This is a genomic window from Burkholderia sp. IMCC1007 (assembly GCF_027257875.1).
GTDB lineage: Bacteria > Pseudomonadota > Gammaproteobacteria > Burkholderiales > Burkholderiaceae > Burkholderia.
Genome location: NZ_JAPVQY010000001.1, coordinates 172,584 through 194,285 on the forward strand (window position 1 = coordinate 172,584; position 21,702 = coordinate 194,285).

Here is a 21,702-nt window from a genome sequence, read left to right on the forward strand (position 1 = left end):
GCCATCCATTCGGGACTTCCGAGGCCGCGGCAACGACCGACGGCCCGGAGACTTGCAGCGGGCAGGGCGAGCGCGTCGGCGCGGGCCCGGGCCGGCGCAGAGACAGGAGACAACCGATGAAACGTACTTTGCCAGGGCTCGCGATGTCGGCGCTCGTGCTCGGCGCCGCGGTGTTCGCGTTTTCGCCGCGGCCGCTGCCGGCGTTCCCGGCTACCGCGATTCACGCGGACCGGCTGCAGATCAACGGGCTCGCGCGGGCCGGCACGCGCATCGTCGCGGTCGGCGAGCGCGGCGTGATCCTGCTCAGCGACGATGCGGGCCGCCGGTGGCGTCCGGCGTCGGTCACGCCCGACCAGGGCTCGACGCTCACGCAGGTGAGCTTCGTGACGCCGACGCTCGGGATCGCGGTCGGCCATGACGGGCGGATCATGCGCAGCGACGACGCGGGCCTGCACTGGCGCGACGTCCACATGGATCGCGAGCATTCCGATCCGCTGCTGTCCACATGGGGCACCGCGGGCGGCCCGCTGTTCGCGGCCGGCAGCTTCGGCCAGCTGCTGCGCTCGGACGATGCCGGGCTCACGTGGCAGCCGGTGAAGACGCCGGCGGGCGACCGCCACCTGAACGCGATCGTCGGCGACGGCCACGGCAACCTGCTGATCGCAGGCGAGAGCGGCACGCTGCTGCGCTCGACCGACAACGGCGCGACCTGGGACAAGCTGCCGTCGCCGTATGCCGGTTCGCTGTTCGGCGCGCTGATGCTCGCGAACGGCGCCTGGGTCGCTTACGGGATGCGCGGCAACGTGCTGCGCAGCACCGATGCCGGCGCGACCTGGACGCACGTCGACAGCCATATCCCGGTGTCGTACTTCGGCGCGACCCAGCTCTCCGACGGCGAGCTCGTGCTGGTCGGGCAGGGCGGCGCGATCGTCGCTTCGCGCGACGGCGGCCTGACCTTCGACGTGCGCAAGCTCGGCGGCGTGCAGAGCCTCGCGGCCGTGCTCGACATGGGCCACGGCGCGCTGCTGCTCGGCGGCGAGGCCGGCGTCGCGCCGCTCGCCGCGTCGCCGTCCTGATGCACGGACGCGGCGGCTCGAGCGGCCGCCCGCCTCCTGATGCATCCGTTCGCATCGCTTCGCCGGTCCGCATCGACCGCATCGTCAGCCCAGATTCGAGACATCCATGAACGACCTGTCACGCCCCACTGAAGCCGCGCCTGCCACGCGCCTTGCCGCGTTCGTCGAGCGCTGCGCCGACACGATCATCCGGCAGCGCCGGCTGCTGATGCTGCTGTGCGTCGCGGCGACGCTCGCGCTCGGACTGTCCGCGACGCGGCTGAAGCTCGATCCGGGCTTCAACAAGATGATCCCGATGCAGCATCCGTACATGCAGGTGTTCGAGCGCTACGCGGGCGCGTTCCCCGGCGCCAACACGATCCTCGTCAGCCTGCGCTGGAAGGGCGACGGCGACATCTACAACCAGACGTTCATGGACGCGCTGCGCCATGCGACCGACGACGTGTTCTTCATCCCCGGCGTGAACCGCTCGCGCGTGTTCTCGCTGTTCACGCCGAACGTGCACTACACGGAGGTGACCGAGGCCGGCTTTCGCGGCGACGTGGTCGTGCCCGGCCAGTTCTCGAGCGCGAACCCGGACGATCTCGCGAAGGTGCGCCGCAACGTCGCGCGTTCCGGGCAGATCGGGCGCCTCGTCGGCAACGACCTGAAGTCGGCGCTGATCCGCGCGGAGCTGCGCGAGACCGATCCCGCGACCGGCAAGCGGCTCGACTACAGCGCGGTCGCGCGCCAGCTCGAGGAGATTCGCGCGAAGTATGCGAAGCAGGGCATCGACGTGAACATCATCGGCTTCGCGAAGCTGGTCGGCGACGTCGAGGCGGGGATCGCCGGCGTGATGGCGTTCTTCGCGCTCGCGTTCCTCGTGACGGCCGCGCTGCTGTTCGCCTATACGCGCTCGATCAAGACCACCGTGCTCGCGCTCGTCGTCGCGCTGCTGCCGGTCGTCTGGCTGCTCGGCGCGCTGCCGTTGCTCGGGCTCGGCATCGATCCGATGTCGATCCTGGTGCCGTTCCTGATCTTCTCGATCGGCGTGTCGCACGCGGTGCAGATGACCAACGCGTGGAAGCAGGCGCTGGTGCGCGGCGCGTCGTCGGTCGAAGCCGCGCGCGACGCATTCCGCAAGCTGTTCGTGCCGGGCACCGTCGCGCTGCTGACCAATGCGCTCGGTTTCATGGTGATCATGCGGATCAAGATCGACATCGTGCGCGAGCTCGGCATCACCGCGTGCCTCGGCGTGCTGCTGATGATCGTCACCAACAAGGTGTTCCTGCCGATCCTGCTGTCGTACACGCGCCTGGAGCGCGGCACGCTCGCTCGCGCGCAGCGCACGGCGGCGGCCGGCGGCAGCGCGATGTGGTCGCGCTTCGCGCTGTTCGCGCGGCCGGCGCCGGCGCTCGGCGTGTTCGCGGTGGCGGTCGCGCTGCTCGCATACGGCACGCTCGAATCGCGCAAGCTGGAGATCGGCGACATCGGCACGGGCGCGCCGGAGCTGCGCGCGAACTCGCGCTACAACGTCGACAACGCGGCGATCACGCATCAGTACAACATCGGCGTCGACGTGCTGTCGGTGATCGTCGAGACGACCGCGTTCGACGACGCGTGCCTGCATTACCCGGTGATGAGCGCGATCGAGAAGTTCGAGATGAACATGCGCGGCGTGGCCGGCGTGCAGTCGGTGACGAGCGTCGCGTCGCAGGGCAAGGTGTTCATCGCCGCGTTCAACGAAGGCAATCCGCGCTGGGCCGCGCTGCCGCGCTCGAGCGACGGGCTCACGCAGGGTTCCAACGCGTTCGACCCGGACAACGGGATGAACACCGCGAACTGCAAGGCGATCCAGGTGCTGATCTACACGAAGAACCACGAAGGCACGACCATCGCGCACATCGTCGACGAGATCAAGCGCTATGCGGCCGAGAACCCGACGCCGAACGTCGCGTTCCGGCTCGCCGGCGGCAACGTCGGCGTGATGGCCGCGACCAACGAGGCGGTCGGCGACGCGGAGATCGCGATGCTGCTGTCGATCTTCGGTGCGATCGCGCTGCTCTGCGCGCTCACGTTCCGCTCGTGGCGCGCGGTGCTGTGCATCATCGTGCCGCTCACGCTGGTGTCGATTCTCTGCAACGCGGTGATGGCGCGGCTCGGCATCGGGCTGAAGGTCGCGACGCTGCCGGTGATCACGCTCGGCGTCGGGGTCGGCGTCGACTACGGGATCTACCTGTACGAGCGTCTGCAGCACGACCTGCGTGACGGCGCGACGCTGCCCGACGCATTCGCCGATGCGATGCGCCAGCGCGGCACCGCGGCGCTGTTCACGGCCGTCACGATGTTCATCGGCGTCGGCACGTGGGCGTTCTCCGCGCTGAAGTTCCAGGTCGACATGGGCGTGCTGCTCGCGTTCATGTTCCTCGTGAACCTGTTCGGCGCGGTGTTCCTGCTGCCGGCGCTCGCCGCATGGCTCGGCGTCGAGCGTGCCGAGCGCCGCGTGCCGCAGCCGCAGTCCACGCCGCAGCCGACGTCGCAGCAGCCCGCGCCGACGTCCGCGCGCAAGCCGACGCGCGCGCTCGAATCCGGCAATCCGGTGCGCTGAGCGACGCCATCCCCGTTACCCCGGTGCGCGGCGGGCCGCCGCGCGTCCCCCCACAAGGAGTCAACCGAAATGTCCGCACGCCCTTACAAGATCGAAGCCCAGCCGCTCGCACAGCGCTACGCGCGCGGCTGGCACTGCCTCGGCCTCGCCCGCGACTACCAGGACGGCAAGCCGCATACGCTGAACATCTTCGGCCGCAAGCTGGCCGCGTTCGCCGATTCGACCGGCAAGGTCAACGTCGTCGACGCGTATTGCCCGCACATGGGCGCCGACCTGAGCCTCGGCACGGTGCAGGGCGACCACCTGGTCTGCCCGTTCCACGGCTGGGAGTGGAACGGCGCAGGGCAGTGCGCGTCGATCCCGTACTGCAAGCGGATTCCGCCGAAGGCACGCATCGGCGCGTGGCCGACCTGCGAGGAGAACAACCTGCTGTTCGTGTGGAACGACCCCGAGGGCAATGCGCCGCCGCCGGAAGTCGCGATTCCGCGCCTGGACGTGTGCTTCTCGGACGAATGGTCGGACTGGGTCGTCGACAAGATGGTGATCCACGCCAACTGCCGCGAACTGGTCGACAACATCTCCGATGTCGCGCATTTCGCGACCGTGCACCACGCGCCGATCGACTATTTCGCGAACCTGTTCGAGGATCACAAGGCGACGCAGCTGATGGTCGGCCGCAGCGAGAAGCTCGGCGGCGACAGCCTGACCGCGCTGTCGACCTATTTCGGGCCGGCCGTGCACATCACGCAGATGACCGGGCAGAGCAACGGCCAGCCGATCCATTCGGTGCTGCTGAACTGCCACGTGCCGATCGACATGAACAGCTTCGAGCTGCGCTACGGCGTGATCGTGAAGAAGGTGGCCGGGCTCAGCGACGAGCAGAACATGGAGATCGCGAACGCGTACGTGAAGGAGGCGCAGCGCGCGTTCTACGAGGACGTCGACATCTGGCACAGCAAGACGCGGATCGACAATCCGCTGCTGTGCGAAGGCGACGGGCCGCTGTACCAGATGCGCGACTGGTATTCGCAGTTCTATCTCGACGCGGCCGACGTGCGGCCGTCGAGCGTCGCGCGCAAGGCGTTCGAGATGACGATTCGCGACGGCCAGACGCCGCCGCCGCTGCATCACGTGTTCGAGCCGCAGTAACGTCGGCGGCGCAAAAAAGGGGGCGTAACGTTACGCCCCCAGATTGCCGCCGACGCCCGCCGCGCAAGGCGCTGCGCGATACCGTGCGCGAAGGTCGCACCGAAAGGGCTTGACGAGTCGGCCGGTACGGCGTAGTGTCCTAGACCGAAGTTGTCAAGAAGCTCGATTGCTCATCATTGGCCGCACGATGTGCGGCAGTCGTTGGTCTCTCCCTCTTTGATTCTTTCTGTGCCCGTCATGGGCGCAAGTTCATTCATTCGTATTAAGGAAGTATTTGTGGATACCGGTACCGTCAAGTGGTTCAACGAAACCAAGGGCTTTGGTTTCATCTCCCCGGACAACGGCGGCGACGATCTGTTCGCCCATTTCTCTGAAATCCGTGGCACGGGTTTCAAGACCCTGGCCGAAGGCCAGAAGGTCAGCTACGAAGTGAAGCGTGGCCCGAAGGGTCTGCAAGCGTCGAACATCACGCCGCAGTAAGCCGTGTCGGCATCGGCCGCCGATCGGCGGCCGATGCCGGACGGATGTCGCGCGGGCACCGGCCCTGGCCTGTGTGCTGCGCGTTCCGACGCACACGACCGATGCATCGCGGTATTCACGATGCATCGGCCGTGTGCTTCTTTCATCCATCGCAGGTCCGTACGACGTGCGATTCAACGCCCTCGCGACGCGCTCGCCGCATCGCCAGCGGCTCATGCTGCAACCCGAGTAGACCGTCGCCATGTCGTACGCGGCGCGGTCCCGATCTATGCGCGGTGCTCATCGCGCCGCCGCCACTGACCGCCCGAACGCCGCAACGCGCCGGGCTCCGATTGCAAGGCGGGCCTGTCGCCCGTCTGAACGAATTGATATCCGGCATCCTGCCGGCCGCCGACCCCGTTGCGGGCCCGGCGCCGGTGAGTTCGCCGCGGCCGCGGTCATTCACCTTGTCTGGAGGAATTGGTTTGGCAAAAGAAGAACTGCTGGAACTGGACGGAATCGTCGACGAAGTGCTGCCGGACAGCAAATACCGTGTCACGCTGGAAAACGGCGTCGTGGTCGGCGCGTATGCGTCGGGCCGCATGCGCAAGAACCACATCCGCATTCTCGCGGGTGACCGTGTGACGCTCGAGCTGTCGGTGTACGACCTGACGAAGGGCCGCATCAACTTCCGTCACAAGGACGCGAACTCGCCGCGTCCGGCGCGCACCGGGCAACCGCGTCGCTAAGCAATAACGATCGGGCGCGCAACGCGGCTCCGATCGCCACCTGTCCGGCCCCGTCATGCGGCCGGACACACCGGATGGACGGCGCGATTCGCACCGTTCGTCGGTCGCCGGCGGCGTCGTCATGCCGCGGCGGCCAAGGTCATCTTCTCCGGTCGCCGTGCGTGTGCAACGCTCGAGCGGCCGCGTCCCGCAGGAAATCCTCCACGATCGTCGCGAAATACGGCGGACATTCCTGCATCGGGTAGTGCCCGCAATTCGGAATTTTCAGCAGCCGTGCGTTTGGGTGCCAGGCTGCGCGATGGCGCGTCGGCCGAGATGCGTTGCGTCGCCATGCCCGTCATCGAATGACCGACCACGTGAAAACGTCGCAAGCCGCGCAGGTCGGCGAACACGTACGTGAAAACCGTATCGTCCAGATTCGGCAGCAGCGCCGTGTAGTTACCATGATTGCCGAGCCGGTCGTGCTTTACGCGCGAGCCGGCGCGGTCGTACACTCGTCGGCAATTCGCGGCCCGCGCGGCTGGTTTTCGCGCCGTTCAGTTGCTTTCAGCGGGCCGACGATCGTGCCAGCCGGACATCCGTCGCGCGACGCCAGGAGGCGCCATGAGTGCAGACGCAGCCCCCGCATCTTCTTCCGCTCCCGCCGCACCGGCGGTTCAGGACCGCATCCGGCACGTGTTCGTGCTGATGCTCGAGAACCGGTCGTTCGACCATCTGTTCGCGCTGTCGGGCATCGACGGCATCACGGCCGCGTCGCCGGCCGACAGCAATGCGTACGGCGGCACCGTGCATCCGTTCGGCGGCGGCGCGCCCGACCAGATGCCGACCGATCCGTGCCATGAATTCACCGACGTGGTCGAGCAGCTGTGCGGCGCCGGCGTGCCGTTCGTGAAAGGGCAGCCGTATCCGGCCATCGACAACTCGGGCTTCGTGTCGAACTACGCGACGTCGCATTCCGAAGGCACGCCGCCGCCAGCCGGCAGCGCGGGCACGATCATGCAAGGCGCCGATATCCGCGCGCATGCGCCGTCGCTGTATGCGCTTGCGAACGCGTTCGTGCTGTGCGACCGCTGGCACGCGTCGGTGCCGGGGCCGACCTGGCCGAACCGCTTCTTCCTGCATGGCGCGTCGTCGGCCGGGCTCGACCATTCGCCGACCAGGGAAGAAATGGCCGGATGGGATGCGTTCGACGGCTTCCGCTATCCGAACGGCTCGATCTTCGATGCGCTCGGCGACGACAACTGGCGCATCTACCAGGACCAGTCCGGCGACCCGCTCGGCCACGTGCCGCAGGTCGCGTCGCTGAAGGGCGTGAGCTTCTTCGACGTCGACGATCTCGCGCATTTCGAAGCCGATCTCGCGGCCGGCTATACCGCGCGCTACACGCTCATCGAGCCGGGCTACGGCGACATCGTGCACGGCACCTATGAAAACGGCAGCTCGCATCATCCGATGGACGGCTTGCGCGGCGGCGACCAGCTCGTCGCGCGCGTGTACGACGCGATCCGCAATTCGCCGATCTGGGACAGCAGCCTGCTCGTGATCGTCTACGACGAGCACGGCGGCTTCTACGATTCGGTCAGGCCCGGCGCGGCGCCGCCGCCGAACGACGGCGCGGCCGCGACGCTGAACGCGAGCGGCTTCGGATTCGACGTGTACGGCGTGCGCGTGCCGGCGATCATCGTGTCGCCGTGGGTCGCCGCCGGGAAGGTCGATCACACGCCGTACGATCACAGCTCGGTGGTCGCGACGCTCGGAAGGCTGTTCGGCCTGCCGCCGCTGACCGATCGCGACCGCCTCGCGAACGATCTGCTGCCGCTCGTCACCGCCACCTGCCGTACCGACTGCCCGGCGAGGATCGGGTCATGAACACGACTCGGGCGATGGATCCGCGCGATGCGCTGCCCGTGCGCGACGGCACGAGCCTGGTTGCGTACCTGCACATCCTGAAGAAGGCGCATGCGGCGCTGGTCGGTCACGAGCGGGCCCATCAGCGCTTCAGCGAAGTCGTCACACGCGGGCAGGCGCGGCAGTACATCGAGGAACTGATGCCGACGCTGTTGCAGGCGCGAGACGTGCATCGGCGGCGCAGGCATCACGGGAAGCATCGCTGACGTGGGGTGTGGATGGCGTGTGATCGTTGACGGTTGCCGGCAAACCGGCAAACCGGCAAACCGGCAAACCGGCAAACCGCAAACCGCAAACCGCAAACCGCAAACCGCAAACCGCAAACCGCAAACCGCAAACCGCAAACGACCGGCCGCCATTCACGCATGCGATTCACGCCGATACTCGTGTGGCGACAACCCGTCCCCACGCCGACTGCCGCGCGTGCTGCGCGCTGACGGCTGCTCCGGCCCCCCGCCAACTGCACCGTCCACCGGCGTGATCGTGACGGGCGGCGCATCGGGCATCGGCCACGCATGCGCGGAAGCGCTCGCGGCGGTGAGCCGCCCGGTCGCGATCTGGGACATCCAGGCCGACAAGGCGCGCGACGTGGCCGGCCGGCTGGCCGAGCGCTACGGGGTGCCGACCTTCGGCGTCGGCGTGGACCTGCGCGACGGCGGCCGGATGAACGACGCGCTGGCCGCGACGCGCGGTGCGTTGCCGACGCTCGGCGGTCTCGTGCATGCGGCGGGCGTGGTCGACCAGACCGGCATCGACGCACTGACCGAAGCACGCTGGGACGCCGTGCTCGACGTGAACCTGCGTGCGCTGGCGCTGCTCGTGCACGCGATGCTGCCGGACCTGCGCGCGCGGCGCGGCTCGGCGGTCGTCGCGATCGCGTCGATCAACGCGACCCTCGGCAACGGGCTGATTCCGGCCTACACGGAGCAGCATATTCAGACGACTGTCGGCAATGCGGAATTCCCATGAGCATTCCCGCGTGTCGCAAGGATTTTGAAGCGTGCCATGGGGTTTATGAGGCTCATGATTTTTATTTAGTACTTGTCCTAGTGCTTATTTTTGTTTCAATCTGAAAATTATCGCCTCAATCTCAAAATTAAAATAAAAGGCGTCTCTTCATATATTGACGCATTGCCTCCTGCAAAATAGAATCCGTCGCCAATCCAGGAAGTTTTGCTTCGTCCGGAGTTTCCTTTCCCTGCATCGCACGTCCCGAGTGACGATGGCGATTCGCTCCGCCTTGCGGATTTTCCCTGGTCAAATCGTATTCGGGTTTGCGGTTTATCACGTCTGATTCAATCGACCGTTCCATTCTGGATGGATCTGTCTTGTCCATTCAAATCGCGCGCAAAGAAAATGGCGAGGAACGGCGAGCCGCGCCATACAACCGCGCCACATTCAGTCCTTTCACTATGGAATGCATCACGCTCATGCCCCGATGGGTCGGGTACGGCTTCGTTTGCGCGTGCTTGTTCGCCGCAGGCTGCACCAAGTCGCCGGAAACGTATCACGGCTATGTCGAAGGGCAGTTTTCCTATCTGTCGGCGCCATACTCGGGAAACCTGAAGACATTGCGCGCGGCGCGCGGCGATCGTGTCGAAGCGGGCGCGGCGGTCTTTGAGATCGGCGCGCCTGACCTGGAACAGGCAATCAAGCGTCAGTATCACCAGTGGCAATCGTCGCTGAACGTACTCGGCGACCTGCGGCAGGGCAAGCGTTCGTCTGAAATCGACACGGTGAAGGCACAGCTCGAACAGGCGCGGGCGAGCGCCGCCCTTTCAACGCAACGGCTCGCCCGCGCAGAAGCCGACTATGCGATACAGGCGATCTCGCGCGATCAGCTCGAACGCGAACGTGCGGCAGCCCGGGTGGACAAGGCACGCGTCAGCGAGCTCGCGAGTCAGCTCAGGACGGCGCGCTTGCCGGCACGCGACGGTCAACTGCATGCGCAACGACAGACCGCCGACGCACAGCAGGCCGAATACGAACGGCTGCAGACGCAATACCGGCAACTGCCGGTGGAGGCCCCCGGCAACGGTGTCGTCGTCGATACGTTCTTCACGCCGGGCGAGTGGGTCGTCGCCGGCAAGCCGGTGGTCAAGATTCTGGTCGATCGCAATACGAAGCTGCGCTTTTTCGTGCCTGAGGCCGCGCTGGCCAGTCTACGCGTCGGTCATGTCGTCAGGATCACGTGCGACGGCTGCGAACGCGGCTACACGGCGACGATCAGCCATATCGCGTCGGACGCCGAATATACGCCGCCCGTCATCTACAGCAACGACGCACGCTCGAAGCTGGTGTTTCTCGTCGAGGCGCGGCCCGATAGCGTTGCCGCGCGCGGGTTGCATCCCGGCCTGCCGATCGAGGTGCGGCCATGAATGATGCGATGCCGCTGATCGATGTACGCGATCTGAACAAGCATTTCGGCGCACGGCACGTCGTCAAGAACCTGAGCCTGCAGGTCGGCCGCGGCGAGATATTCGGCTTTCTCGGCCCCAACGGGAGCGGCAAGACGACCTCGTTGCGCATGATGTGTGGACTGCTGACGCCGGATTCCGGCAGCGGAACCTGCCTCGGCTTCGACATCCTGACGCAATGCCGGGAGATCAAGCGACGAGTCGGCTACATGACGCAGCGTTTCTCGTACTGGGAAGACCTGACGGTGCGGGAGAACCTCGACTTCGTCGCGCGACTGTATGCGATCGACGCGCGAAAGGAACGCGTCGCGCGGATCCTCGCCGAGATGGGCCTGGAGTCGCGCGCGAACCAGCTGACCGGCTCGTTGTCGGGTGGCTGGAAGCAGCGGGTGGCGCTTGCCGCTGCGCTGCTGCAATCGCCCGAACTGCTGCTGCTCGACGAACCGACGGCCGGCGTCGACCCGGGCGTGCGCAGGGTGTTCTGGGAGGAACTGCACCGTCTGGCGGCCCGCGGCATTTCGGTGCTCGTCAGCACACACTATATGGACGAGGCCGAGCGTTGCCACAAGCTGGCCTACATCTCGTACGGCACGCTGCTGGCACACGGCGAGGCCAGTGAGCTCGTGCGGCGGCACGCGCTCCATACCTGGTCGGTGTCCGCGGCCGACCTCGTCCGGCTGAACGACCGGCTCAAGGGCCGGCCCGGCGTCGAGCAGGTGATTGCGTTCGGTCGTGCGCTGCACGTATCGGGACGCGACGAGGCCGCGCTTGCAGCGAGTCTCGCGGCGCTCTGTGGCGATGGTGTCGAGCTTCACAGAATCGCGACGAATATCGAACACGTATTCCTGCATTTGATGAAGGACGCACCCGGGGAGCCTGGCTGATCATGACCGGATTCTCAATTTCCCGCTGGTGGAGCATGGTGACGAAGGAATTCCTGCAGATCCGCCGCGATCGCGTGACGCTCGGGATGATCGCCGTGTTGCCGATCGTGCAGCTGGCGCTGTTCGGCTTCGCGATCAATAGCGATCCGAAGCATCTTCCGACAATCGTGCTCGCCGACGATACGAGCGAATTTTCGCGATCGCTCGTCGCCGGAATGCGCAATACGGGCTATTTCGATATCCGGGGCGGCCAGTTTTCCGAACGGGCGGCCCGTGACGCGCTGCAAAAGGGCACCGTGCAGTTCGTGGTCAGCGTACCGTACGACTTCTCGCGACGGCTGGTGCGCAACGAGCATCCGCAAATTCTGGTCGAGGCGGATGCGACCGATCCCGCGGCAACGGGAAACGCGATCGCCGCGTTCAATACGATGACGCAGACGGTGTTGAACAAGGATTTGACGGGAGCGTTGGCGACCAGCGCGCCACCGCAAGCATTCTCGGCGCACGTGCACCGGATCTACAACCCGGCCGGCATTACGCAGTACAACATCATTCCCGGCTTGATGGGCGTCATCCTGTCGATGACGATGGTCATGATGACGAGCCTCGCCATCACGCGTGAACGCGAACGCGGAACGATCGAGAACATTCTCGCGTCGCCGGCCACGTCGATCGAGGTGATCTGCGGAAAGATCGTGCCGTACATCCTGATCGGCCTCCTGCAGTGCACGATCATCCTGCTGGCGGCACGCTTCGTGTTCAGGGTGCCGTTTGAAGGCAATCCGGTGACGGTCTACTGCCTCGCGTCGTTGCTGATCGTCGCGAACCTGATGGTCGGCATCGCCATCTCGTCGGTCGCACGGAATCAGCTGCAGGCGATGCAGATGACGTTCTTCTATTTCCTGCCGAGCGTGCTGCTCTCCGGCTTCATGTTTCCGTTTGCAGGGATGCCGAGCTGGGCGCGGCTGCTCGGCAACGGATTGCCATTGACCTATTTCAACCGGGCCATTCGCGGTGTCCTGCTGAAGGGGAGCGGATGGAACGAAGTATGGCCCGATGCCGCGACGATGACCGTTTTCGCGCTCGTTGCAATGACGGTCGGCCTGCTCGCTTACCGAACCACGCTCGATTGAACGACGATGGCACAACGAATACCTGTCGGCCGCCGTGCTTGCCGCGCGATGGCGGTCCTGCCGATCGCGGTTGTCATCGTCGCGGTGCAGGGATGCAGCCATCCCGCGTTTGTCCCGCGATCCGCGAGCGAGCTGGCATTGCCCTCCACCTTCATGGGAGTGAGCGTCGGGTCGACCGATCGCGATGACGCGGGCGTGCACGGCGAACGCGATCCGCGCTGGTGGCGGCGCTTTGGCTCGCCGGCGCTGGATGCACTCGTCGAGCAGGCGATGCAGGAGAGTCCGTCAATACGAAGCGCGGAGTCGCGGTTGCTCGAAGCGACGAAGTATCTCGCGGGACAACACGGTGCCAGTCGCTATCCGCAGGTCGACGTCGGCGCGTCGGCCAAAAGGGAGCAGTTGAATACCGCGGCCGCCGGCCTGCCGATGATTCCGAATCCATCCCCGTTCATGCTGTACAACACGAACGTGAACGTTCGATACGACTTCGACTTGTTCGGCGCGCAGCGCCATCGGGTCGAAGCGAAACGGTATGAAGCGGCGCTGAGAAAGCACCAGGCCGACGCCGCACGCCTGACACTGGCCAGCAATATCATTGCTGCGGTGGTCCGGGAAGGGCGGCTGCGCGACGAAATCGAATTGAACGACGCCGTGTTGCGGAACTGGCAAGCGGTTCGGCAGATGCTGCGCGAACGGCATGAAATCGGCAGCGTCGCGTATCGGGAAACGATCGACGGCGATTCGGACGTCGATCGAATCGAAGCGGAACGGGCGGCATTGCACGCGGAACTGCTGCAAATCCGGTTTCAACTCGCGGTCTACGCGGGCGTGCCGTCGCCCGAGTCGCTGCCGCGGTTTCGTTCGAGCGATTTGCAGTTGCCGCAAAACCTGCCGTCGATCGTTCCGTCGGAACTCGTGCGGCAACGGCCCGACATCCTCGCGGCGGAGGCGAGCCTGCATGTTGCCGGCGAGCTGGCCGGTGTCGCGACGGCGAACCTTTACCCGCGGATCGAGCTGGGTGCGAGCATCGGGTCGTCGCCGCTGGTGCTCGGCCAGTTGCTCGCCGGCGGCACGACGATCTGGAATATCGGCGCCCAGCTCAGCGCACCGGTTTTTCATGGTGGCGAGCTGCGTGCGGCGCGGGATGCGGCGATCGCGGCTTACGACGCCACGTTCGAGGACTACCGGAAGATCGTGCTGGGCGCGTTGCAGAGCGTCGCCGATGCGCTGACCGAAATCGATCGCGATACGACCGCGCTGCAGGCCCGTAGCGCGGTCGCGCAACGGCAACGCACCGTTCTCGAGATGACCCGGCGCCAGTTCGAGAACGGCAGTTCGGATCGGCTTCGTGTGCTGCACGACGAGTATGCATACGACCTGGCCCGGCTCGAGGTCACGCGCGTTCGCGCGGCCAGGATGGCCAGTACGGTTTCGTTCTTTGCCGCCGTCGGCGGCGATGCGTATCGACCGGATTGACAGCGCGTACGCCGAACGGAAGGCAAAGCGGGCGACCGCCGCGCGGGGCGCGGGCCGGACTGCCCCGTCCCGCGTAAATGCCGCGATGGGGCAGGACAGGGGAGCGACCTCCGTTACGCCGCTACCGCCCGCGCGCGCGACATCGTCAGCGCCGCATCCTCGATCATGTCCTCCTGCCCGCCGACGAGCCGCTGCCGGCCCAGTTCGACGAGAATGTCGCGCGCCGGAATCCCGTACTTCGCTTCCGCCCGCTTCGCGAACAGCAGGAACGACGAGTAGACGCCCGCATAGCCGAGCGTCAGCGCATCGCGATCGAGGCGGATCGGCGCGTCCATGATCGGCACGACGAGATCCTCGGCCACGTCGGAAATCGCGAACACGTCGACGCCGGTCTCGATACCCATCCGGTCGCACACAGCGACGAACACTTCCATCGGCGTATTGCCCGCGCCCGCGCCCAGGCCGGCTGCGGCCGCGTCGATCCGGTTCGCGCCGGCCGCGACCGCCGCGACCGAGTTCGCAACGCCCATCGCGAGGTTGTGGTGGCCGTGGAAGCCGAGTTCCGTCTCCGGCTTCAGCGCGGCACGCACGTGGCCGATCCGCGCGGTCACGTCCTCGGGCAGCATGTGGCCGGCCGAATCGGTGATGTAGATGCAGTTCGCGCCGTAGGACTCCATCAGCTTCGCCTGCACGACGAGCTGCTCCGGCGACGACATGTGCGCCATCATCAGGAAGCCGACGGTATCGAGCCCGAGCGTGCGCGCGAGGCCGATGTGCTGTTCCGACACGTCGGCCTCGGTGCAGTGCGTCGCGACGCGGATCGTGCCGACGCCGAGTTCGTGCGCCATGCGCAGATGCTCGACGGTGCCGATGCCGGGCAGCAGCAGCGCCGACACCTTCGCCTGCTTCAGTTCCGGAATCACGGCGCTCAGGTACGCCTCGTCGGTGTGCGCCGGAAAACCGTAGTTGACCGATGCGCCGCCGAGCCCGTCGCCGTGCGTGACCTCGATCAGCGGCACGCCGGCTGCATCGAGCCCGCGCGCGATGCTGCGCATCTGCTCGAGCGTGATCTGGTGACGCTTCGGGTGCATGCCGTCGCGCAACGACATGTCGTGGACGGTGATCTTCTTGCCTGCAAGTGACATCGTGTGACTCCTCGACTCAAGCGGTGGCGGCCGTCGCGGCCAGCATCTGTTCGGCGAAACGCTCGGCCGTGGCGGCCGCGGCGGCGGTCATGATGTCGAGGTTGCCCGCATACTTCGGCAGGTAGTCGCCGAGCCCCTCGACTTCCATGAAGACCGACACGCGATTGCCGTCGAACACCGGGCCGTTCTTCAGCGTATAGCCGGGCACGTAGCGCTGCACTTCCTTGACCATCGCATGCACCGACGCGGTGATCGCGGCGACATCGGGCGGGCCGTCGGTCAGGCAGTGGATGGTGTCGCGCATGATCAGCGGCGGCTCGGCCGGGTTGATCACGATGATCGCCTTGCCCTTGCGCGCGCCGCCGACCTGTTCGATCGCGCCGGACGTCGTGCGCGTGAATTCGTCGATGTTCTTGCGCGTGCCGGGGCCGACCGAGCGCGACGATACCGTCGCGACGATCTCGCCGTACGCGACCGGCTGCACGCGCGACACCGCGTACACCATCGGGATCGTCGCCTGGCCGCCGCAGGTCACCATGTTCACGTTCGTCTGCGCGCTGTCGAGATGCGCGTCGAGGTTCACCGGCGGCACGCAGTACGGCCCGATTGCCGCGGGCGTCAGGTCGATCATCTTCACGCCGAGCGCGGTCAGCTTGTCGGAGTTGTCGCGGTGCACGTAGGCCGACGTCGCGTCGAATGCGATGCGGATCTCGTCGTCGGCCACGTGCGGCAGCAGCCCGTCGACACCCTGGTCGGTGGTCTTCAGCCCGAATTCGCGGGCGCGTGCGAGGCCGTCGGACGCCGGATCGACGCCGACCATCCACACGGGTTCGAGCACCGCCGAGCGGCGCAGCTTGTACAGCAGGTCGGTGCCGATGTTGCCGGGCCCGATCAGTGCGCATTTGATTTTCTTCATCAGCTTGGTTCCTTTAGATAAAGCGGACGTCGCAAGCGCCGATGCCGGCGATGTGCATCGACAGCGCGTCGCCGGCCGTGACCGGAATCAGTTTCGCGAGCGAGCCGGACAGCACGATCTCACCGGCCAGCAGCGGCACGTCGTAGGCGGCGAGCGTGTTCGCGAGCCACGCGACCGCGTCGGCGGGATGGCCGAGCGCGGCCTCGCCGCGGCCTTGCGCGACGCGCTCGCCGTTCTTGTCGATCGTCATCTCGCATGCGGCGAGGTCGAGCGTGCGCGGGTCGACGCGCGCGTCGCCGAGCACGTAGACGCCGCACGACGCGTTGTCGGCGACGGTGTCCTCGATGCGGATCGCCCAGTCGCGGATGCGTGAGTCGACGATCTCGAAGCAGGGCGCGACGGCCTCGGTCGCGGCGATCACGTCGGTGCGGTCGATGCCGGGGCCGCGCAGGTCGCGCGACAGGATGAACGCGATCTCGCCTTCGGCGCGCGGCGCAATCAGCGACTCGGTCGAGATGGCCTCGCCGGCCGCGTAGTGCATGCCGGACAGCAGGATGCCGAAATCGGGCTGGCGCACGTTCAGCATGTCCTGCACGGCCTGGCTCGTCACGCCGATCTTCTTGCCGACCACCGATTCGCCGCGCTCGACGCGGCGTTCGATGAAGCGTTGCTGGATCCGGTACGCATCGTCGAGGGACAGCCGGCGCGGCCGCGCCGACAGCGGCGCGACCGGCGCGCGGGAATGCCACGCGGCGTACAGCTCGTCGCCGAGCGTCGCGTGCAAGCGGTTGGACATGGGTGGGCCCTCGAATGGAAAAGGCCGCCGTACCGGGCGGCGTCGTGCGCCGGAGCGAGGCTCCGGCGCGTCGTGGCGCGGGCGTGCCGCGCCGCTCGCTTAGTTGCCCGAACTGCGGATCGCGTCCGGCGAGAAGTACGCTTCGGAGAACTGCGGGCTGTTGTCCAGCTTCGGCATCGAGCCTTCGTTGGTCAGGCGGTCGGCCATGTACGCGCCGGAGATCAGGTCGTGGAAGAACACGGCGCCCGGGTAGAACGTCTTCGCGTCATACGCGTACAGCGTCGTCGCGACGTTGGTGCGCCACAGCTGGCCGCGCGCGTCGTAATTGTCGGCGAGCAGCGTCATCCACGAATCCTCGTCGATGTACAGCACGCGCTTCGCGTACTGGTGGCGATAGCCGCTCTTCAGCGTTGCCTGCAATACCCACACGCGATGCAGCTCGTAGCGGATGTACGCCGGATTCTCGTGGCCCTTGGTCAGCAGGTCCGCATACTTGACCGAGCTGTCCATCGCCTTGTAGTTGTCGTACGGCACGTAGACTTCGCGCTTGCCGACGATCTTCCAGTCGTAGCGGTCGCCGGGGCCGTTGTACAGGCGATCGTCGTCGACGGTGCGGAACCCGCCCGGGCCCTGCGGCTGGTCGTAGCCGTATTCCGGCGCCTGGCGCACGCGCCGCGTGCCGGGGTTGTACATCCACGTGCGCGACGCGTTGTCGGCGCCGGCCTTGTCCCAGTTCTGGAAGCCGACGATCAGCGAGCCGCGGTCGGACAGCGGCAGCTCCGTCGCGTTGCGGTAGTACGTGCGATTGTTCAGGTCGTTCTTCACGTCGTACTTGCCGACGTTGCGCGGCGAGTAGATGTCGTAGCGCACCTTGCCCCACGCGATGTTGCCGTCGGAGTACACGACCGCCTGATCGTAGGTCGCCTGCTCGGTGCCGATCGCCGACGAGAAGCGCTGGTTCCACAGCAGCTCGGCGGCCGTCTTCGGAATCGGATAGGGCACCTGCGGCGGCGCGTTGGTCAGCCCGTTCGCATCGGACGTCATCGTCGAATCCGGTGCGTACGTGCGGATGTCCTTGTAGACCGAATCCGCGTAGCGGAAGTCGCGATGGCTCGGGTAGACGATGATCTTGAACGTGGCCGGATAGCGCTTGAACATTGCCTTCTGGCCATCGGTCAGGTGCTCGGCATACTGGGCCATGTTCTCCGCGGTGATCGTCGCGATCGGCTTCTCGTTCGCGAACGGATCGGGGTAGCGGCCGCCGCGCTTGTACTGCACGTCGGGCGGCGTGCCGAGCCACTTGCCCGACCACTCCGGCACGCCGCTGTCCTTGCTCGCGGCGCGCACCGCGCCCATCGGCGTGAGCGGGCCGTCGAGCGCCTTCAGGTCCTCCGGCGTGACCTTCGGGAACGACGCGGTCGCAACGAGCGCGCACGCGGCCATCACGGTCGCGCGCAGGAGGGGGAGACGAGTTCGTTTCATGACAAATCCTCTTCTTGCTGAGTGACGAGCGGCCGGGCCGCTCAGAAGTGGTAGGTCGCCGTGGCGAGCACGTAGTCGCGATCCGACAGCGGACGCGTGACCGGGTTGGGCGAACCGAGGAACTTGGCGTAGACGAGCGACAGCTGCAGGTTGCTCAGCCGCGTGAAGGTCACGCCGGCCGTCACGCGGTGATCGCCCTGGCCCGTCAGCGAGCCGAGCGCGCCTGCGAGCGGCGACGTGCCTGTCAGGTCGTGCGTGTAGGTCAGCGGCACGTCGAGGTCCCAGCCGTTGAACACGTTCTTGTAGCTGAGCGTCCACGCGATCTCCATCGCGAGCGCGTTGCGCGAGTTGGCGAGCGTCGTCGAGCCGTCGAGTTCGGAGATGCTGCCCGCATGCACGTACGTCAGTTCGCCGATCAGCGACTGCGAGTTCGCGAGGAAGCTCGGCCCGATCGAATAGATGCCGGACAGGTTGGTCTGCAGCACGTTCGCGCGCGTCGACTGCGGGCCCGTCGGCGTATTGACCAGCACGGCCGCGCCCTGGCGGTACGACACTTCGCCCGCGACGTTCACCGGGCCGACCTGCGTCGAGAAGCTCGCGCCGGTCAGCTTGATGTTGTTGAAGTAGGTTTGCTGGTACTGGAGCGTCGGGAAGTAGGTCGTGACGACGCTCGGGTTCATGTCGTTGTAGTGCAGGTAGTACAGGCCCAGCTCGGTGTCGCCCAGCACGCGCAAGCGCGCGCCGATCCCCCACTGGTTGCGCGCGCTCGGCTTCTCGTCGGGGCCGCGCGGAATGATCATTCCGCCCGGGCCGATGATGAATTGCGCGCCGGGGCCCGTGACGTCGGAGTAGCTCCAGTACGTGCCCGGTGCGGTCAGCTTGTTCTGCTGGAACGAGAACTGGTAGTAGCCGAGCACGCTGAAGTTCGGCGTGATCTGCCATTGCGTCGAGATCTGCGGCACCGGCAGCAGGATGTCCTTCACCTCGGCGCCCGCCATGTACGACTTGGTCGCGTCGGACGGCCCCTGTGCGCCCGCGATGTTCGGGAAGAACAGGCTCTCGCCCCATGCGACCACCTGGTCGCCGACCTTCACGTTCAGGCTCGTCGCGCCGATGCGGAACGTGTTGTACGCATACGCGGCGAGCAGCGTCGTGTGGCCGCCCGACCAGTAGCGCGCGTCGCTCGTGAAGTTGTTGTACTGACCCGAGTGGTTCACGGTGCCCGGTGCGTCGTTGTAGTTCGGGCGGTGATAGGCCTGATCGTAGAACGTGTTCGCGCGGACGAACACGCCCCAGTCGTCGTGCTTCAGGTTCACTTCGCCGAGCAGGCTGACCTGGTTCTCGATCAGCTTGTTCTTCGCGAAGTTGCGGTCGCCGTCGTCGCCGTTGATGTTCGCAGGCGTCAGCAGATTGCCGCTCGGCGCACGCGTGCGCATGCCGAGCCCGTAGCTGAGCGTGAACGTGTAGTCCAGCGTCGTGTCGGCGCCGAGCTCGATCGTGCTGCCGGCGTGTGCGCCGGGAACGGCGCACGTCAGCAGCGCGGCGGCCAGCGTCGACAGCGCGGCGGGGGCCCGCTTGTCGGTACGGCGCGAAATCCGTTGATGCATGATGTCTCCTCTGGGGGTATCGACGACGGTCGACTGTGGTTGTCGTGAGAGGCAGAGTAGGGAGATCGCGGTAGCAGGGAATCGTCAAAATGAACTAGATGACTTCCCTAGGACTGGAAACGATTCGCGTGACGTCGCCGGTGCCGCTCGCGCTGCGCGTGTCATCGCGCGTCCGTCTGCGCCGCCGATAGAAACGCGGGCCGCTCGCCGCCGCCGTCGAGCCGCAGGTTCGCGCCGGATGCGTACGCCGCATCGGGCGACGCGAGAAACAGGCACGCCGACGCGACGTCGTCGGGCGTCGCGAGCCGTCCGGCCGGAATCGTCGCGCGGATCGCATCGAGCGCATCGTCGTCGCCGTAGTGGCCTTCGGTCGCGGATTCCGTCTGCACGAGACTCGGGCTGATCGCGCACACGCGCACGCGCGGCGCCCATTCGACGGCGAGCGACGTGACCGCGTTGACGAGGCCGGCCTTCGCGGCGCCATAGGCCGCCGTGCCGGGCGACGGCCGCGACGCGCTCACGCTCGCGATGAACAGCAGTACGCCGCCCTGCGGCTGCGGCTGCATGATCGCGTTCACGCGCTGCGCGAGCTGCAGCGGCGCGATCAGGTTCAGCCGCACGATCGATTCGGTGAAGCGCGGCGACGCATCGGCCGCGAGCGCGAACGGCGAGCCGCCCGCGTTGTTGACGAGCACGTCGAGGCCGCCGGCCGCCGCGCGGATCGTCGCGAGCATCGCGTCGATCTGCTCGATGTCGCGCAGGTCGGCGGCGACGAAGGTCGCCGTGCGGCCGCTGGCCGACGGCGCGGTGTCGGGTGCGCTGCGACCGCACACGAACACGCGCGCGCCCGCCATCAGAAACCGTTCGGCGATGCGCCGCCCGATGCCCTTGGTGCCGCCCGTCACGAGCACCGTCTTGCCGCTGTAGTCGAATCCGTTCATCGTCTGCCTCCGTTTCGGTGGGCCGATGATAGGAAGAAGCGCGCGCGGCTTCGTAGTCTGAAAGGATGATGCCGGCCGGCGCCGGCGGCGCAATCATCGTGGCAAGCATCCATCGACCGACGAAGGAGACAACCCGCGATGACGACCCCCACGACGCCGCCGCCCGGCATCTTCACCGACGTACCGGGCGGCCTGCGCCTGCATCATTTCGAGGCGGGCGAAGGCCGCCCGGTCGTGTTCATCCACGGCAGCGGCCCGGGCGCCAGCGGTTTCAGCAATTTCAAGCACAACTACGCCGCGTTCGCGGCCGCCGGCCATCGCGCGATCGTCGTCGACCTGCCGGGCTACGGGCAGTCGTCGAAGCCGTCCGACGTCGCCTATACGCTGGATTTCTTCGTCGGCGCGCTGCACGCGCAGCTCACCGCGCTCGGCATCGGGCCGGCCGTGCTGCTCGGCAACTCGCTCGGCGGCGCGATCGCGCTGAAATACGCACTCGATCATCCCGATGACGTGAGCGGGCTGATCATGATGGCGCCGGGCGGCGTCGAGGATCGCGACACGTACTTCCGGATGGAAGGGATCCAGCGGATGGTGAAGCTCTTCACCAATCGCCAGATGAATGACGACACCATGCGCGAACTGCTGACGCTGCTCGTGCACGACCCGGCGATCGTCACCGACGCGCTCGTCGCAGAGCGGATGAAGGTATGCGTCGAGCAGCCGACCGAAGTGCTGTCGACGATGAGCGTGCCGAACCTGACCGGCGCGCTCGCCGACCTGCGCTGTCCGGTGCTCGGCTTCTGGGGCACGGACGACCGCTTCAATCCGGTCGGCGGCGCAATGAAGTTCGTCGAACGCTGCAGCGACGCGCGCGTCGTGCTGATGAACCGCTGCGGCCACTGGGTGATGGTGGAGCACGCGGCCTATTTCAATCGGGAATGCGTCGATTTCCTCGCGACGAAAATCGTTCGATAACG

The 21,702-nt window shown here is 66.5% G+C and carries 21 protein-coding genes; 13 read left to right on the plus strand and 8 right to left on the minus strand.

Annotated elements, in window-relative coordinates:
* Nucleotides 1-116 precede the first annotated feature (116 nt).
* From O1Q03_RS00945 to infA, 5 genes are all read left to right on the plus strand, one after another.
* On the plus strand, nucleotides 117-1,076 hold the full coding sequence (locus O1Q03_RS00945) for a WD40/YVTN/BNR-like repeat-containing protein (protein ID WP_269501146.1): 960 nt from the start codon (nucleotides 117-119) through the stop codon (nucleotides 1,074-1,076).
* A 106-nt stretch (nucleotides 1,077-1,182) separates the two neighbouring features.
* Nucleotides 1,183-3,663 (plus strand): efflux RND transporter permease subunit, encoded by a 2,481-nt coding sequence (locus O1Q03_RS00950; RefSeq protein WP_269501147.1) that lies wholly within the window; start codon nucleotides 1,183-1,185, stop codon nucleotides 3,661-3,663.
* Nucleotides 3,664-3,732: 69 nt separating this feature from the next.
* On the plus strand, nucleotides 3,733-4,812 hold the full coding sequence (locus tag O1Q03_RS00955; RefSeq protein WP_269501148.1) for a Rieske 2Fe-2S domain-containing protein: 1,080 nt from the start codon (nucleotides 3,733-3,735) through the stop codon (nucleotides 4,810-4,812).
* A 276-nt stretch (nucleotides 4,813-5,088) separates the two neighbouring features.
* Nucleotides 5,089-5,292 carry a cold-shock protein gene (locus O1Q03_RS00960; RefSeq protein WP_006751843.1) on the plus strand — a complete coding sequence of 68 codons (204 nt, stop codon included), beginning with the start codon at nucleotides 5,089-5,091 and terminating at the stop codon, nucleotides 5,290-5,292.
* Nucleotides 5,293-5,756: 464 nt separating this feature from the next.
* Nucleotides 5,757-6,020, plus strand: coding sequence for a translation initiation factor IF-1 (gene infA, locus O1Q03_RS00965; protein ID WP_269501153.1), 264 nt, complete (start codon nucleotides 5,757-5,759; stop codon nucleotides 6,018-6,020).
* Nucleotides 6,021-6,139: 119 nt separating this feature from the next.
* On the opposite strand, the gene O1Q03_RS00970 is transcribed toward infA, so the two are convergent.
* The gene (locus O1Q03_RS00970; RefSeq protein WP_269501154.1) at nucleotides 6,140-6,514 is read right to left on the minus strand and encodes a hypothetical protein; all 375 of its coding nucleotides are present in this window, start codon (nucleotides 6,512-6,514) and stop codon (nucleotides 6,140-6,142) included.
* A 109-nt stretch (nucleotides 6,515-6,623) separates the two neighbouring features.
* Here O1Q03_RS00970 and O1Q03_RS00975 point away from each other — a divergent pair, with 109 nt between their 5' ends.
* The 3 genes from O1Q03_RS00975 (at nucleotide 6,624) to O1Q03_RS00985 (ending at nucleotide 8,897) form a co-directional block, all read left to right on the plus strand.
* Entirely contained in the window at nucleotides 6,624-7,889 is a 1,266-nt protein-coding gene (locus tag O1Q03_RS00975; RefSeq protein WP_269501155.1) for an alkaline phosphatase family protein, read from the plus strand.
* Nucleotides 7,886-8,134: a hypothetical protein gene (locus tag O1Q03_RS00980; RefSeq protein ID WP_269501156.1), complete on the plus strand. Its 249-nt coding sequence runs from the start codon at nucleotides 7,886-7,888 to the stop codon at nucleotides 8,132-8,134. The genes O1Q03_RS00975 and O1Q03_RS00980 overlap by 4 nt, the downstream gene beginning before the upstream one ends.
* A gap of 217 nt (nucleotides 8,135-8,351) precedes the next feature.
* The gene (locus O1Q03_RS00985) at nucleotides 8,352-8,897 is read left to right on the plus strand and encodes an SDR family NAD(P)-dependent oxidoreductase (RefSeq protein WP_269501157.1); all 546 of its coding nucleotides are present in this window, start codon (nucleotides 8,352-8,354) and stop codon (nucleotides 8,895-8,897) included.
* 127 nt (nucleotides 8,898-9,024) lie between these two features.
* Here O1Q03_RS00985 and O1Q03_RS00990 read toward each other — a convergent pair whose 3' ends face one another.
* Nucleotides 9,025-9,264: a hypothetical protein gene (locus O1Q03_RS00990; RefSeq protein ID WP_269501158.1), complete on the minus strand. Its 240-nt coding sequence runs from the start codon at nucleotides 9,262-9,264 to the stop codon at nucleotides 9,025-9,027.
* Nucleotides 9,265-9,358: 94 nt separating this feature from the next.
* On the opposite strand from O1Q03_RS00990, the gene O1Q03_RS00995 reads away from it, so the two are divergent.
* From O1Q03_RS00995 to O1Q03_RS01010, 4 genes are read left to right on the plus strand one after another with little or no spacing between them, the layout of a single operon-like run.
* Nucleotides 9,359-10,306 (plus strand): HlyD family secretion protein, encoded by a 948-nt coding sequence (locus O1Q03_RS00995; RefSeq protein ID WP_269501159.1) that lies wholly within the window; start codon nucleotides 9,359-9,361, stop codon nucleotides 10,304-10,306.
* Nucleotides 10,303-11,229, plus strand: a complete 927-nt coding sequence (locus tag O1Q03_RS01000) for an ABC transporter ATP-binding protein (protein ID WP_269501160.1) — start codon at nucleotides 10,303-10,305, stop codon at nucleotides 11,227-11,229. The genes O1Q03_RS00995 and O1Q03_RS01000 overlap by 4 nt, the downstream gene beginning before the upstream one ends.
* A gap of 2 nt (nucleotides 11,230-11,231) precedes the next feature.
* Nucleotides 11,232-12,362: an ABC transporter permease gene (locus O1Q03_RS01005; protein ID WP_269501161.1), complete on the plus strand. Its 1,131-nt coding sequence runs from the start codon at nucleotides 11,232-11,234 to the stop codon at nucleotides 12,360-12,362.
* Between the two features lie 48 nt (nucleotides 12,363-12,410).
* A complete protein-coding gene (locus O1Q03_RS01010) occupies nucleotides 12,411-13,838 on the plus strand; it encodes an efflux transporter outer membrane subunit (RefSeq protein ID WP_269501521.1) in 1,428 nt (475 codons plus the stop codon).
* Between the two features lie 113 nt (nucleotides 13,839-13,951).
* Here O1Q03_RS01010 and dmpG read toward each other — a convergent pair whose 3' ends face one another.
* The 6 genes from dmpG to O1Q03_RS01040 form a co-directional block, all read right to left on the minus strand.
* A complete protein-coding gene (gene dmpG, locus O1Q03_RS01015; RefSeq protein WP_269501162.1) occupies nucleotides 13,952-14,983 on the minus strand; it encodes a 4-hydroxy-2-oxovalerate aldolase in 1,032 nt (343 codons plus the stop codon).
* A 16-nt stretch (nucleotides 14,984-14,999) separates the two neighbouring features.
* On the minus strand, nucleotides 15,000-15,899 hold the full coding sequence (locus O1Q03_RS01020; RefSeq protein WP_269501163.1) for an acetaldehyde dehydrogenase (acetylating): 900 nt from the start codon (nucleotides 15,897-15,899) through the stop codon (nucleotides 15,000-15,002).
* A 13-nt stretch (nucleotides 15,900-15,912) separates the two neighbouring features.
* Nucleotides 15,913-16,695, minus strand: a complete 783-nt coding sequence (dmpE, locus tag O1Q03_RS01025) for a 2-oxopent-4-enoate hydratase (RefSeq protein WP_269501164.1) — start codon at nucleotides 16,693-16,695, stop codon at nucleotides 15,913-15,915.
* Between the two features lie 99 nt (nucleotides 16,696-16,794).
* On the minus strand, nucleotides 16,795-18,177 hold the full coding sequence (locus O1Q03_RS01030) for a DUF1329 domain-containing protein (RefSeq protein WP_269501165.1): 1,383 nt from the start codon (nucleotides 18,175-18,177) through the stop codon (nucleotides 16,795-16,797).
* A gap of 41 nt (nucleotides 18,178-18,218) precedes the next feature.
* On the minus strand, nucleotides 18,219-19,784 hold the full coding sequence (locus tag O1Q03_RS01035; protein WP_269501166.1) for a DUF1302 domain-containing protein: 1,566 nt from the start codon (nucleotides 19,782-19,784) through the stop codon (nucleotides 18,219-18,221).
* 161 nt (nucleotides 19,785-19,945) lie between these two features.
* Complete coding sequence (locus O1Q03_RS01040) at nucleotides 19,946-20,725, minus strand: SDR family oxidoreductase (RefSeq protein ID WP_269501167.1); 780 nt, start codon at nucleotides 20,723-20,725, stop codon at nucleotides 19,946-19,948.
* A 138-nt stretch (nucleotides 20,726-20,863) separates the two neighbouring features.
* Between O1Q03_RS01040 and O1Q03_RS01045 the strand changes: the two genes are divergently transcribed.
* On the plus strand, nucleotides 20,864-21,700 hold the full coding sequence (locus O1Q03_RS01045; protein WP_269501168.1) for an alpha/beta fold hydrolase: 837 nt from the start codon (nucleotides 20,864-20,866) through the stop codon (nucleotides 21,698-21,700).
* Nucleotides 21,701-21,702: the final 2 nt, after the last annotated feature.

Bases quoted from the DNA above. Each gene is read 5' to 3' on its own strand.
- O1Q03_RS00990 (WP_269501158.1), bottom strand. From the start codon at position 9,264: ATGGACAAGACAGATCCATCCAGAATGGAACGGTCGATTGAATCAGAC.
- O1Q03_RS01035 (WP_269501166.1), bottom strand. From the start codon at position 19,784: ATGCATCAACGGATTTCGCGCCGTACCGACAAGCGGGCCCCCGCCGCG.
- O1Q03_RS00995 (WP_269501159.1), top strand. From the start codon at position 9,359: ATGCCCCGATGGGTCGGGTACGGCTTCGTTTGCGCGTGCTTGTTCGCC.
- O1Q03_RS01005 (WP_269501161.1), top strand. From the start codon at position 11,232: ATGACCGGATTCTCAATTTCCCGCTGGTGGAGCATGGTGACGAAGGAA.
- O1Q03_RS00980 (WP_269501156.1), top strand. From the start codon at position 7,886: ATGAACACGACTCGGGCGATGGATCCGCGCGATGCGCTGCCCGTGCGC.
- O1Q03_RS01020 (WP_269501163.1), bottom strand. From the start codon at position 15,899: ATGAAGAAAATCAAATGCGCACTGATCGGGCCCGGCAACATCGGCACC.
- O1Q03_RS00975 (WP_269501155.1), top strand. From the start codon at position 6,624: ATGAGTGCAGACGCAGCCCCCGCATCTTCTTCCGCTCCCGCCGCACCG.
- dmpE (WP_269501164.1), bottom strand. From the start codon at position 16,695: ATGTCCAACCGCTTGCACGCGACGCTCGGCGACGAGCTGTACGCCGCG.
- O1Q03_RS01000 (WP_269501160.1), top strand. From the start codon at position 10,303: ATGAATGATGCGATGCCGCTGATCGATGTACGCGATCTGAACAAGCAT.
- O1Q03_RS01030 (WP_269501165.1), bottom strand. From the start codon at position 18,177: ATGAAACGAACTCGTCTCCCCCTCCTGCGCGCGACCGTGATGGCCGCG.
- O1Q03_RS00955 (WP_269501148.1), top strand. From the start codon at position 3,733: ATGTCCGCACGCCCTTACAAGATCGAAGCCCAGCCGCTCGCACAGCGC.
- O1Q03_RS01040 (WP_269501167.1), bottom strand. From the start codon at position 20,725: ATGAACGGATTCGACTACAGCGGCAAGACGGTGCTCGTGACGGGCGGC.
- dmpG (WP_269501162.1), bottom strand. From the start codon at position 14,983: ATGTCACTTGCAGGCAAGAAGATCACCGTCCACGACATGTCGTTGCGC.
- O1Q03_RS00945 (WP_269501146.1), top strand. From the start codon at position 117: ATGAAACGTACTTTGCCAGGGCTCGCGATGTCGGCGCTCGTGCTCGGC.
- O1Q03_RS01010 (WP_269501521.1), top strand. From the start codon at position 12,411: ATGGCGGTCCTGCCGATCGCGGTTGTCATCGTCGCGGTGCAGGGATGC.
- O1Q03_RS01045 (WP_269501168.1), top strand. From the start codon at position 20,864: ATGACGACCCCCACGACGCCGCCGCCCGGCATCTTCACCGACGTACCG.
- O1Q03_RS00950 (WP_269501147.1), top strand. From the start codon at position 1,183: ATGAACGACCTGTCACGCCCCACTGAAGCCGCGCCTGCCACGCGCCTT.